General features: G+C 55.3%; 10 protein-coding genes. 3 read left to right on the top strand and 7 right to left on the bottom strand.

Annotation, left to right across the window (positions count from 1 at the left end; genetic code table 11):
- The first annotated feature begins 93 nt into the window (after positions 1-93).
- Together CPA59_RS21965 and CPA59_RS21970 are read left to right on the top strand one after the other, a co-directional pair.
- The gene (locus CPA59_RS21965) at positions 94-366 is read left to right on the top strand and encodes a helix-turn-helix domain-containing protein (RefSeq protein WP_107760696.1); all 273 of its coding nucleotides are present in this window, start codon (positions 94-96) and stop codon (positions 364-366) included.
- Complete coding sequence (locus CPA59_RS21970; RefSeq protein WP_107760697.1) at positions 359-1,606, top strand: type II toxin-antitoxin system HipA family toxin; 1,248 nt, start codon at positions 359-361, stop codon at positions 1,604-1,606. The genes CPA59_RS21965 and CPA59_RS21970 overlap by 8 nt, the downstream gene beginning before the upstream one ends.
- 70 nt (positions 1,607-1,676) lie before the next feature.
- Here the strand turns inward: CPA59_RS21970 and dppF are convergent, their stop codons facing one another.
- The 5 genes from dppF to dppA form a co-directional block, all read right to left on the bottom strand.
- Positions 1,677-2,672, bottom strand: a complete 996-nt coding sequence (gene dppF, locus CPA59_RS21975; RefSeq protein ID WP_369831439.1) for a dipeptide ABC transporter ATP-binding subunit DppF — start codon at positions 2,670-2,672, stop codon at positions 1,677-1,679.
- 8 nt (positions 2,673-2,680) lie between these two features.
- A complete protein-coding gene (gene dppD, locus CPA59_RS21980) occupies positions 2,681-3,661 on the bottom strand; it encodes a dipeptide ABC transporter ATP-binding protein (RefSeq protein WP_033568951.1) in 981 nt (326 codons plus the stop codon).
- A gap of 28 nt (positions 3,662-3,689) precedes the next feature.
- A complete protein-coding gene (dppC, locus tag CPA59_RS21985) occupies positions 3,690-4,592 on the bottom strand; it encodes a dipeptide ABC transporter permease DppC (RefSeq protein ID WP_038917409.1) in 903 nt (300 codons plus the stop codon).
- Between the two features lie 12 nt (positions 4,593-4,604).
- Entirely contained in the window at positions 4,605-5,624 is a 1,020-nt protein-coding gene (gene dppB, locus CPA59_RS21990; RefSeq protein WP_038664321.1) for a dipeptide ABC transporter permease DppB, read from the bottom strand.
- Positions 5,625-5,816: 192 nt separating this feature from the next.
- On the bottom strand, positions 5,817-7,424 hold the full coding sequence (gene dppA, locus CPA59_RS21995) for a dipeptide ABC transporter periplasmic-binding protein DppA (RefSeq protein ID WP_038917407.1): 1,608 nt from the start codon (positions 7,422-7,424) through the stop codon (positions 5,817-5,819).
- A gap of 1,210 nt (positions 7,425-8,634) precedes the next feature.
- On the opposite strand from dppA, the gene CPA59_RS22000 reads away from it, so the two are divergent.
- Positions 8,635-9,978, top strand: a complete 1,344-nt coding sequence (locus tag CPA59_RS22000; protein WP_107760698.1) for a 2-hydroxycarboxylate transporter family protein — start codon at positions 8,635-8,637, stop codon at positions 9,976-9,978.
- A gap of 64 nt (positions 9,979-10,042) precedes the next feature.
- On the opposite strand, the gene CPA59_RS22005 is transcribed toward CPA59_RS22000, so the two are convergent.
- Both CPA59_RS22005 and dcuR read right to left on the bottom strand, forming a co-directional pair.
- A protein-coding gene (locus tag CPA59_RS22005) for an IS3 family transposase (RefSeq protein ID WP_107758483.1) occupies positions 10,043-11,298 on the bottom strand; the annotation gives its coding sequence in 2 pieces (ribosomal slippage) (positions 10,043-10,947 and positions 10,947-11,298; 1,257 coding nt in all).
- Between the two features lie 99 nt (positions 11,299-11,397).
- Complete coding sequence (gene dcuR, locus CPA59_RS22010; protein WP_013315799.1) at positions 11,398-12,120, bottom strand: two-component system response regulator DcuR; 723 nt, start codon at positions 12,118-12,120, stop codon at positions 11,398-11,400.
- Positions 12,121-12,131 lie beyond the last annotated feature (11 nt).

Below are 12,131 nucleotides of genomic sequence, written 5' to 3' on the forward strand. Positions count from 1 at the left end.
TAACATTGGTTGCCACCATAGTAGCAATCAATGTCACTTTTTCACAAAATTTGCTAATATAGTAGCAAATTTGGCGTAATCAGGAGCCTTGATATGCTATCGCTACACACGGCTTACGATATTCAACAAAACCTCAAACAGCACCTGAAAGCGATGCGCAAACATCGCAAACTCTCTGTCGATGCCCTGTCCCGACAGTCCGGTGTTCCCAACAGCACTATCCGAAAGTTTGAAGCGACCGGTAATATCTCACTCAGACAGTTTCTGATGTTGTACGAAGTTCTGGGCAACCTAAACGATCTCAACACGCTCACCAATCAAGCGCATACGCCGACCAGCATCGAAGAGGTGCTCAAAAATGCTTAGTGTGCCTCTGGATGTCATACGCCGCTTAAGTGATGGCCGGGACGAACGGGTTGGACAACTGGCGGAAAACCGCCAAGGTGTCTATTTCCAGTATGACGCAGACTATCTCGCCAGCCATACATCCTCTCTCGGCCCCTTCAATCTGGCGTTCAATAACCAGCTTCAGGCTGCGCCACGCCAGCCTCATTACGGCTTACACGGCATATTTGGCGACAGTCTGCCTGATGGCTGGGGTTTGTATCTGATGGACCGATTTTTCCGCCAGCAGGGTTATAACCCCGCTCGGATTACGGCTCTGGAAAGACTCGCTTTTATCGGTCACCGAGGTCCGGGTGCATTACGCTATGAGCCAGCAATGTCCCGTCCTGACGGCGTTGGTGAAGAGGCCATTGAGTTGATCCAACTGGGTCACGCCGCCGTCGAAGAGTTCGAAGGTACAGAATCCAGTCTGATTGCACACTTGATGAATGCAGGGGGTTCTGGTGGCGCCAGACCGAAGCTCAGCGTGACAAAAAAGCCTGACGGCACCTTTACCACTCGTCAGGATACGGCGGGCGACAAACTACTGGTCAAGCTCACATCAAAGAAATTCGCTCTCCAGCACGCTGAAAGCCAGATCGAGTATCTCTATATGAAAATAGCCAGGCAGGCCGGTATTGATGTGGCTGACTTTGAGTTACTGCCTGTCGGTGAAGGGCGCTACTGGTTACAACAGTCCCGATTTGACTGTGTCGGCGAAACAGGCCGGTTGCATATGGTGTCCGCCAGCGGCTTGCTGGATGCCTCCTTCCGTGCGCCTTCTCTGGATTATGTCGATCTGATCAAGGCAACGCGACTGCTGTGCGGCGTGGCGGAAGCCAGAAAGTTACTGCGCCGGGCACTGTTCAATTATCTGTTGGTCAATCAGGACGACCATGCCAAAAACTTCTCGTTTCTGGCGGACGATCAGGACAACTGGCGGCTTTCCCCGTTTTATGATGTGGTCTACAGCCCATCGCCACAGGGAGAGCATATGACGGCGTTTAATGGCCACGGTTCCCGAATTACCTTAAGCACAATGGAGCAACTGGCGGGGCAGGCTGGTTTATCGGGAGCTAACGCTGTGCTCAAAATCGTGGATGAACTCTACGAAGTTGCCAAAGATTTTCATCGTGAAGCCAGCCATTTCAACCTACCAGCTCCATTGATCACCACCATTCAGCGGGAGATCGATAGCAAGTGGCGGCAGTTAAGAGAATAAAGCGAGCCAGTTCGCGGTCGTATAACGGCCCCAGGGTAATACCGGGGCCGTTTTTATTTCACCACCAGCGTCAGCTTACCTGACTGTCCTCCTGCTCCACCGCGAAGCAGGCGACCAGTTGCTCGCCGTGCCGTTTCAGCTGCGGCTGCAACTGGGTACAGGTGCCGAAACGGTGCTGGCAGCGGGCGTTGAAGGCACAGCCCGGCGGCGGGCTGAGCGGGCTTGGCAGCTCGCCGGTCAGCTTGATGCGTTCGCGGCGGGCGTCCGGGTTCAGGCGCGGCGTGGCGGACAACAGCGCCTGGGTATACGGGTGGCGCGGGTTGCTGAAAATGGCGTCTTTGCTGCCTTTCTCCACACAGCGGCCCAGATACATCACCATCACTTCGTCGGCGATGTGCTCCACCACCGACAGGTCGTGAGAGATGAAGACGTAAGACAGCCCCAAATCCTGCTGCAAATCCATCATCAGGTTCAGCACCTGCGCGCGTACCGATACGTCCAGCGCGGACACCGGTTCATCGGCGATCACCACGTCCGGGTCAAGCATCAGCCCGCGGGCGATGGCGATACGCTGGCGCTGACCGCCGGAAAACATGTGCGGATAGCGGTCGTAGTGCTCGGTTTTCAGGCCCACTTTCGCCATCATCGCCAGCGCTTTCTCGCGGCGTTCCGCCTTGCTGAGATCGGTGTTGATCACCAGCGGCTCTTCCAGGATCTGGCCTACCTTCTTGCGCGGGTTGAGCGACGCGTACGGGTTCTGGAACACGATCTGAATTTTCTGCCGGCGCAGCTTCTGCGCCGCCGGGTCCGGCTTGAGCAGATCCTGCCCCTGATAGTACAGCTCGCCGTGCGACGGGGTTTCGATCATGGTCAGCAGGCGGCCCAGCGTGGACTTACCGCAACCGGACTCGCCCACCACCGCCAGCGTCTTGCCGCGCTCCAGCGTAAAGGATACGCCGTCCAGCGCCTTTACCAGCCGCTCCGGCGCGAACAACCCTTTTTTAACCGGGTAGTGTTTTTTCAAATCAATCGCCTGCAGCAGGTACGGCTGCCCGGCGGCATTCATGGTCTGGCTCATACGGTTGGCCTCCCCGCATCATCCAGCGGTGTATGACATTTCACCTGACGACCGGGGATGTCCCGCATCTCAGGCTCTTCCTGACGGCAACGATCGCTGGCGTACGGGCAGCGCGGATTGAGCAAACAGCCGTTCGGCCGGTCATATTTGCCCGGCACCACGCCCGGCAGCGACGCCAGCCGGGACTTGTCCACCGCGAATTCCGGCAGCGCGCGCAGCAGCGCCTGGGTATAGGGGTGACGCGGAGCGCGGAAAATGTCCGCCGCCTTGCCGGATTCCACCACCTGCCCGGCGTACATCACGATGATGTGGTGCGCCGCTTCCGCCACCAGCGCCAGATCGTGGGTAATCAGGATCAGCGCCATGTTCTCTTTCTGCTGCAACTCCAGCAGCAGTTCGATGATCTGCGCCTGAATGGTCACGTCCAGCGCCGTCGTCGGTTCGTCGGCGATCAGCAGCTTCGGCCGACAGGCAATCGCCATGGCGATCATCACGCGCTGGCTCATCCCGCCCGACAGTTGGTGCGGATACACATCCAGCCGCGATTCCGGGTCGGGAATACCCACCTGATTCAGCAGGTCGATCGCCCGCTGACGACGGGTTTTACGGTTACCGCCCTGATGCACCTTGATGGCTTCCATAATCTGGAAACCCACGGTGTAGCAGGGGTTGAGGCTGGTCATCGGGTCCTGGAAGATCATCGCCACTTCCGCACCCACCAGTTGACGCCGTTCCTTGTCGGACAGCGTCTGCAGGTCGCGCTGGTTGAACTCCAGCCGGTCGGCCATCACCTTGCCGGGGAAATCAATCAACCCCATGATCGCCAGCGAACTGACGGATTTGCCGGAGCCGGACTCGCCGACGATGCCGACCACCTGCCCTTGCTCCACCTGATAGCTGATGCGGTCTACCGCGCGAAACGGCAGCCCCTCGTCGCCAAAGTGCACCGACAGTTTTTCTACGTTGAGTAACGCCATCTCTTTACCTCTATCACTGCTTGCTCTGTCACTGCTTGAGTTTGGGGTCGAGAGCATCACGCAGGCCGTCCCCCATCAGGTTAAATGCCAATACCGTCAGCAGAATCGCCAGACCGGGGAACGTCACCACCCACCAGGCGCTCTGCGCAAACTGCAGCACGTCGGAGAGCATGGTGCCCCATTCCGGTGTGGGCGGCTGGGCGCCCATGCCGAGGAACCCAAGCGCGGCCATGTCGAGAATGGCGTTGGAAAAACCCATCGATGCCTGCACGATCAACGGCGCCAGACAGTTAGGGAAAATGTTGACGAACATCTGGCGCAGCGGACCGGCGCCCGCCACGCGCGAAGCGGTGACGTAGTCGCGGTTGACTTCCACCAGCACCGCGGCGCGGGTCAGGCGCACGTAGTGCGGCAGCGACACGAAGGTCAGCGCCAGCGACGCATTGACGATGGATGGCCCGAAAATCGCCACCAGCACCAGCGCCAGCAGCAGGCTCGGCAGCGCCAGCATGATATCCACCAGACGCATGATGGCGGCATCGACCGCGCCGCCGAAGTAACCGGCGACCAGACCGAAGACGACGCCGAGGATCAGCGACATCACCACCACCAGACAGCCCACCAGCAGCGACAGGCGCGCGCCGTACATCAGGCGCGACAGCACATCGCGGCCGACATCGTCGGTACCGAAGAGGTACTGCCAGCTGCCGCCCTCCTGCCATACCGGCGGTTTAAGCAGCGCGTCGCGGAACTGCTCGGCCGGCGAATGCGGCGCCAGCACGCTGGCGCCAATCGCCACCACCAGCATCAGAATGATGTAGACCAGGCCGACCACGGCCCCTTTGTTACGTTTGAAATAGTGCCAGAACTCCTGCAGCGGGGTCATCGGCTTCGGCGCAGTCGTCGCTGCGGATTCGGTAACGTGAGTCATCTCCGCTTCCCCTTATTTCTTATGCCGGATACGCGGGTTCACCACGCCGTAGAGCACATCCACCAGCAGGTTCACCAGAATAATCATGGTGGCGACCAGCAATACCCCGCTCTGCACCACCGGATAGTCGCGGCGCTGCAGCGCATCGATCAGCCAGCGGCCCAGCCCCGGCCAGGAGAAGATGGTTTCGGTCAGGATCGCCCCGGCCAGCATGGTGCCCACCTGCAAGCCGATCACCGTCACCACCGGCAGCATGGCGTTGCGCAACGCATGCACCACAATCACCCGCAGGCGGCCCAGCCCCTTGGCGCGAGCGGTACGGATATAGTCCTCGCCCAGCACTTCCAGCATCGCCGAGCGCGTCATACGTACAATCACCGCCAGCGGAATGGTGCCGAGCACAATAGCCGGCAGCACCATGTGCATCACGGCATCTTTGAAGTCGCCTTCCGCGCCCCAGATTAAGGTGTCGATCAGCATAAAGCCGGTCAGCGGCAGAGAATCATCCAGAAACACGGTGTCGCCCACCCGGCCGGATACCGGCGTCAGGTTCAACTGCACCGATACCAGCATGATCAGCATCATGCCCCACCAGAAAATCGGCATGGAGTAGCCGGTCAGCGCGATGCTGACCGCGGTATGATCGAACACGGAACCGCGCTTGACCGCCGCCAGCACCCCGACCGGAATACCGACGATCACCGCGAAAATCATCGCGCAGACGCCCAGTTCCAGCGTGGCTTTGAACCGCGGCACGAATTCGTCCCAGACCGGTATGCGGCTCTTCAGGGACATGCCCAGATCGCCGTGCAACACACCGTTGATGTAGTGGAGGTATTGCTCCCAAAGAGGCTTGTCCAGCCCCAGTTCCGCCATCAGCTGCGCGTGGCGCTCCGGAGAAATACCGCGCTCACCTGCCATGATCATCACCGGGTCGCCGGGGATCAGGTGCACGAAAGCGAAAGTCAGTAGGGTAATACCGATAAACGTTGGGATAACCAGCCCCAAACGACGGAGTATGAACTGCAACATATCCCGAACTCTCTGTGCTTCTCTTATTAGAGATAAAGGGCCCGATGGCGCTCACCATCGAGCCTGACATTGCTCACTGCGTTAAAACGGGCGTTGAAGCGCCCCCTGCCGTTCCCCTACAGAAACACTCGTCTCTAGAAACAACAGGGGCGACAGCGCTGCCATCGCCCATAAAGGTGACATGATAGATAATTAATCTACTGATACGTGATTGAAGCTGTGCACGCCGCGCGGCTCGATGACGTAGCCTTTCACGTTTTTACGGATCGGTTCATACACGGTGGAGTGCGCCACAATCAGCGCCGGAGCCTGATCGTGCATCACAACCTGAGCCTGTTTGTACAGTTCGATACGTTTAGCCTGATCGGACACCGCGCGAGCCGGCTGGATCAGGTCTTCAAACGGCTTGTAGCACCATTTGGAGTAGTTGGAGCCTTTTTTCGCCGCGTCGCAGCTGAACAGGGTAGCCAGGAAGTTATCCGGATCCCCGTTGTCGCCGGTCCAGCCCATCAGCACGGTCTGGTGTTCGCCGGCTTTGGCGCGTTTGAGGTACTCGCCCCACTCGTAGGTAACGATCTTGGCTTTCACGCCTACTTTCGCCCAGTCAGCCTGAATCATCTCCGCCATGCGGCGGGCATTCGGGTTGTACGGACGCTGTACCGGCATCGCCCACAGGTCGATTTCAAAACCGTTTTCCAGACCCGCTTCTTTCAGCAGCGCTTTGGCTTTAGCCGGATCGTAAGCGTAATCTTTAATGTCGTCGTTATAGCCCCACATGGTCGGCGGAATCAGGTTTTTCGCGGCCTGACCGGCGCCCTGATAAACCGCTTCGATGATCGCCTGCTTGTTCACCGCGTAAGTCAGCGCCTGACGCACTTTCACGTTATCCAGCGGTTTCTTCTCGACGTTGAACGACAGGTAACCCACGTTCAGGCCCGGCTTCTGCAGCAGTTCAATGTTCTTGTCCTGCTTCATGCTGGCCAGATCCGCCGGGTTCGGGTACGGCATCACCTGACATTCGTCTTTCTGCAGCTTGGCGTAACGCACGGATGCATCCGGCGTAATGGAGAAGACCAGACGGTCGATGCCCGGCTTGGTGCCCCAGAAGCTGTCAAAACGTTTGTAGAGGATGCGGGAATCTTTCTGGTACTGCTGCAACTGGAACGGACCGGTACCGATCGGATCCAGATCGATTTTCTCCGGCGAACCGGCTTTCAGCATTTTGTCGCCGTACTCGGCGGACATGATGGAGGCAAAGTCCATCGCCAGGTCGGCCAGGAACGGCGCTTCGGCGCGGGTCAGTTGGAAACGAACGGTATAGTCGTCCACTTTCTCGATTTTGCTGATCAGCTCCGGCATACCCATGCCTTCAAAGTATTCGTAGCTGCCGCCGGAAACTTTGTGGAACGGGTGGTTGGCGTCGATCTGACGCTGGAAGGAGAACAGTACGTCGTCAGCGTTGAAGGTACGGCTCGGTTTGAACTCTTTGTTATCCTGCCACTTCACATCTTTGCGCAGGTGGAAAGTATAGGTTTTGCCGTCGGCGCTGATATCCCATTTTTCGGCCAGACCCGGTTCAATTTCCGTGGTGCCGTTTTTGAACTCAACCAGACGGTTGTAGATAGGAATGGAGCTGGCGTCAAAAGTGGTGCCGGACGTGAACAGCTGCGGGTTAAAACCTTCCGGAGAACCTTCTGAGCAATACACCAGGGTTTTTGCCTGTACACCGGCGGCAACGGACAGCGCCAGCAAACCAAGGCTGAATTTCAGCACCCTTGATTTCATCAGGGATTTAGCCATTACATGAACTCCATTGTGGATGTTGTGTGTCAGTCAGACCTGTTGTTGTCATCGCGATCGTTGTCGTCGTGACTGTTGTCATTGCAACATGGCTATCGCGATTGGGGTTATCGCGACGGTTTTTATCGCGGTGGTCTGTACTTTTCTCTGTTTCAGCCCGAGGAACGCGTCCGGAGACTGATGTAATAGTAAACAGGGAGAGACAACAGTGCGGGACAAGCAGGAAAACCCCCGCCAGCCCTGTCGGATCAACCATAATGATTCCAGGTACTCTGCCGCCCTCCTCCTTGTGACGCCCACAATGTGTCAACAGATCACAATCGCGTCAATATAACCTGTTAGGATTTACAAACAGAAACCACAGAATCATCATGGTATAAAGTTAGCTTAAACCGCCACTTTATTGGTGATAAGGTCCGCAAAATAACAAAAAAACAACAGGTAGCACCATAAAAACAGCGTCATACAATAATTATCACCATGTAAGAACTCATAGGAAAATCCTCTCGAATGGTGAATTACTGCACAATAAAGCGTGTTAAAAAGGTTAAAATCAGGTGAAAATACTGACAAAACCCTGACATGGATGATGTATTCCTATCATCCCTGCTGCCCTTTCTGTAACTATTTGCGCACTATAAAAAAACTTTATACCACGCGGCAAAAGCACCAGGCGTACAGCATGGCGGTCAATCCGACCGTCACATTACGTCCACTGGTTTCTTTCCTGCTTATCACAGACAGTATGGCAGAAAATGGCGATTCCGCCGGATAGCAAAGACCTCGCCGACATAATCCCGGCCTCAATCACATCGCTCTGGAATTTTATTTATATAACTTTTTAAATTTTATTTTTTATTTATCCCTGCCGTGGTAATTTTACACAGCTAAAACTAACCCGCCTATCTAAATAATCCCACCACAATATTCACAAATTAATTTTAATTACAAAACCACGAATTAAGTTATTTAAAGTCGAATTGCTGTGAGGTTCACAATTCCCTCATGTTTGTAGTGAATGGCTATTATTTTTAACATTTACCCATGCTAGATTACCTAAAGAACATGCTGCAATAAAAATAACATCGCTTTTTTTCTTTTGATGGTGTGTCGCATGGCTATTGCGCTTTGCGCTCATAACACAATTTTCCACGTCTTGCAGAGCAAGTTGCTTATCTCTGTCCTATGCCGCTACAACAGGGTGAATATAATGAAAAACATTGAAACTGAAATCATGAGCGATAACACGCTCGCCACCGCCGCACCATCAAGCTTACTGGAAAGCTTAAATAAAACTCGCATTGGCTCCGTGCCTTTTATTCTTTTCCTGGTCATTGCCGCCATTGTATTTATTGCGGCCTATGCCAGTTATTTACCTAAAAACATGATCGGCGGATTCGCCGTTATTATGACCATGGGATTCCTGCTGGCTTATATCGGCCAGCGTATTCCGGTGCTGAAAGAAATCGGCGGCCCGGCGATTCTCTGCCTGATGGTGCCGTCCATTCTGGTGTATTTCCATCTGTTCAACGCCAACACGCTGGATACCGTCAAGCTGTTGATGAAAGACGCCAACTTCCTCTACTTCGTCATCGCCAGTCTGGTGGTGGGCAGCATTCTCGGCATGAACCGCGTCATCCTGATTCAGGGCATGATCCGCATGTTCATTCCGCTGGTGGTAGGCACCGCCACCGCGTTGGTGACCGGCCTGCTGGTAGGTAAACTGTTTGGCTACAGCTTCTACCACACCTTCTTCTTCATCATCGTGCCGATCATCGGCGGCGGCATCGGCGAAGGCATCCTGCCGCTGTCGCTGGCCTATTCCGCCATCCTCGGTCAGGCGCCGGACGTGTACGTCGCCCAATTGGCGCCTGCCGCCGTTGTCGGCAACATTTTCGCCATCATCTGCGCCGGCGTGCTGGCCCGCATCGGCGTATGGCGCAGCGACCTGAATGGTAACGGCAACCTGGTGCGCAACGAAACCGATAACGCGCTGTTTGCAGTGAAAGACGCGCCGAAAACGGTGGATTTCCACCTGATGGGCGGCGGTCTGCTGTTGATCTGCACCTTCTTCATCGTCGGCGGGTTGTTTGAAAAAGTGCTGCATATCCCCGGCCCGGTACTGATGATTCTGATCGCGGTGCTGTGCAAGTACGGTCGTGTTATCCCGTCCAGCATGGAAACCGGCGCCAACAGTTTCTACAAGTTCGTATCCAGTTCGCTGGTGTGGCCGTTGATGATCGGTCTGGGCATGCTGTACGTGCCGCTGGAAAGCGTGGTGGCGGTGTTCTCCGTCGGCTACGTGGTGGTGTGCGGTTCCGTGGTGCTCTCAATGGCGTTGATCAGCTTCTTCATTGCGCCGTACCTGAAGATGTACCCGGTTGAAGCCTCCATCGTGACCAGTTGCCACAGCGGCCTGGGCGGCACCGGCGACGTGGCGATTCTGTCCGCGTCCAACCGCATGTCGCTGATGCCGTTCGCGCAAATCGCCACCCGTATCGGCGGCGCCTCCACCGTGATCGCCGCCACCCTGCTGCTCGGCTGGCTGGTGTAGTCCGTCGACCGGTTCATACACAAAAAGGCCACGGATACCGTGGCCTTTTTCGTTTTATACGTGACTAGTCCTGATATAGGTTGACAGTTGTTTGCCCGCAAAACGCCTGATGAATTTCATCAGGCGTTTTGTATTTCAGGGCCAGATGTGGCCGTTCATGGTTATAAATTGCTACAGACTCTTTCACCATTTTCCTTGCCTGTGCCAGATCGGCCGGACGTGAGAGTAAAAATTCACTCTTCAGGATCCCGTTTATTCGTTCCGCCAGTGCATTCTGGTAGCAGTCGTAACCATCTGTCATCGAACAGGTTATTCCGTATTCTTTATGCACTGACTGATAAAGTGCTGAACAGTATTGTATCCCCCTGTCTGAGTGATGTATCAGAGGGCCTTCTGTTTGCCTTTGCCGCAGTGCCTGTTTGAACGCTTTTACTACATTTTCAGTGTGCAGGTTTTCATCCACATGATAACCCATGATTTTTCTTGAGCAGGCATCAGTGACCAGACTCAGATAAACCGTGCCGTTGCGTATCGGCAGGTAAGTAATATCTGCCACCCATACCTGTTCCGGCTCAAGAGCGGTAACCTGTCCAGGACCCGGTTTCAGCAGGTTCGGGTGCCGGTAAAAACGATGGTGGCTGTTGGTGGTTTTGTGGTATCCCCGTTTTACGGGCACCAGAAGCCGGTGCTCACCCAGCAGGCTGAACAGGCTATCCCGACCGATATTCAGTGTCTTGTCCGGGTGACTGTTCAATAGATGGTGCAGTTTACGTGTGCCGATCCTCGGCTGGCGGCACCGGATCCGGGCAATAACATCAAGGACCTTACTATGGTGTGCATGTCGTTGATTGCAGCGGGCATTGTACTGATACCATGCCTGTCTGCTGTGACCCAGAAATTGGCAGGCGCGCGTAACGGTTATTTTTGAGGTCTGACCTTGAGCAAGGACTTGCCGGGCCGCTTTTTTACGACACTCACCCCGTAATCATTTTTCAGGACATTGATAACCGACTCAAAAAACTCAGCCTTCTGGTTCGCCAGCTCAAGCTGTTCTTCAAGCTCTTTGATTCTTTGCTCGGGGGTGAGTGGGGTATTTGTCTGAGCCACAAGCAATTTCCTCTTCACCAAATTCGGAAGTCCGGGGCTCCAGTCAAGCCGGCCGTATTTACGCAGCCAGACAAGGACAGTGGAGCGCCCCTGAATACCGTATCGTTGCTGAGCCTGTTTGTAGGTCATTTCGCCTTTTTCGACTTGCTCAACGACGGCTATTTTAAAGGATAGAGGATAATCACGTTGGGTACGTTTGAACTCAGTCATCATCACGTTCTCCAGATTTAAGTCAGGAACGTGTCAACGCTATTCAGGACGGATCAACGCCAGATAAAAAGCCACGTTGATCGTGGCTTTGTCGTTTCGGCGTTATTCGCAGTACTGTCGCAGCGCGTCCTGCTTTTCCGGCAGCAACCGGTAAAGGTAGACCGGGCGGCCGGTGGAACCGTAGAGAATATTGGTGTCGAGAATGCCGGTATCCGCCAGATAGATCAGGTATTTACGGCAGGACACGCGGGAAATGCCGATGGCGTTGGCCAGCATCTCGGTGGAGAACTCCGCGCCCTGATTGCCCTCGACCCATTCGCAGACGGTGCGCAGCGTCAGGCTGGTCAGCCCTTTCGGCAGTTTCTTACGCTCCACCGTCGGGGTGCCGCTGGTGCGGCGGATCAGGTTATCGATGTCCGACTGCGCCACAAACTCGCGGTGTTTGAGCAGGTTGGCCTCTTCCCGGTAGGCGGTCAGCGCCTGTTCGAAGCGAGCGAACTGGAACGGCTTGATCAGATAATCCACCACGCCGTAATGCAGCGCTTTCTTGATGGTATACACGTCGCTGGCCGACGAAATGATAATCACGTCCGTGTGTTCGCTGAATTCACGGATCGTGGGCAGCAAATCCAGACCGTTATCCTGCTGCATGTAGATATCCAGCAGCACCAGATCGATCTCGCAGTCCGGTTGCATCAGCAGATTTCGCGCCTGCTGCAGCGTCGGTACCGTCGCGTAGCAGCTAAACCCGGAAATCTGATTCAGATAACACTTATTCAACTCCGCCACCATGGCGTCGTCATCGACGATCAGTACATTTATCATGGTCAAACTGC

The organism is Dickeya sp. Secpp 1600 (assembly GCF_003049805.1).
Classification (GTDB): domain Bacteria; phylum Pseudomonadota; class Gammaproteobacteria; order Enterobacterales; family Enterobacteriaceae; genus Dickeya; species Dickeya fangzhongdai.

What these genes read in the sequence shown, in the direction of transcription:
- dppB (WP_038664321.1), bottom strand. Translation starts at nt 5,624, where the DNA reads ATGTTGCAGTTCATACTCCGTCGTTTGGGGCTGGTTATCCCAACGTTT.
- CPA59_RS22000 (WP_107760698.1), top strand. Translation starts at nt 8,635, where the DNA reads ATGAAAAACATTGAAACTGAAATCATGAGCGATAACACGCTCGCCACC.
- dppD (WP_033568951.1), bottom strand. Translation starts at nt 3,661, where the DNA reads ATGGCGTTACTCAACGTAGAAAAACTGTCGGTGCACTTTGGCGACGAG.
- dcuR (WP_013315799.1), bottom strand. Translation starts at nt 12,120, where the DNA reads ATGATAAATGTACTGATCGTCGATGACGACGCCATGGTGGCGGAGTTG.
- dppF (WP_369831439.1), bottom strand. Translation starts at nt 2,672, where the DNA reads ATGAATGCCGCCGGGCAGCCGTACCTGCTGCAGGCGATTGATTTGAAA.
- CPA59_RS21970 (WP_107760697.1), top strand. Translation starts at nt 359, where the DNA reads ATGCTTAGTGTGCCTCTGGATGTCATACGCCGCTTAAGTGATGGCCGG.
- dppC (WP_038917409.1), bottom strand. Translation starts at nt 4,592, where the DNA reads ATGACTCACGTTACCGAATCCGCAGCGACGACTGCGCCGAAGCCGATG.
- CPA59_RS21965 (WP_107760696.1), top strand. Translation starts at nt 94, where the DNA reads ATGCTATCGCTACACACGGCTTACGATATTCAACAAAACCTCAAACAG.
- dppA (WP_038917407.1), bottom strand. Translation starts at nt 7,424, where the DNA reads ATGGCTAAATCCCTGATGAAATCAAGGGTGCTGAAATTCAGCCTTGGT.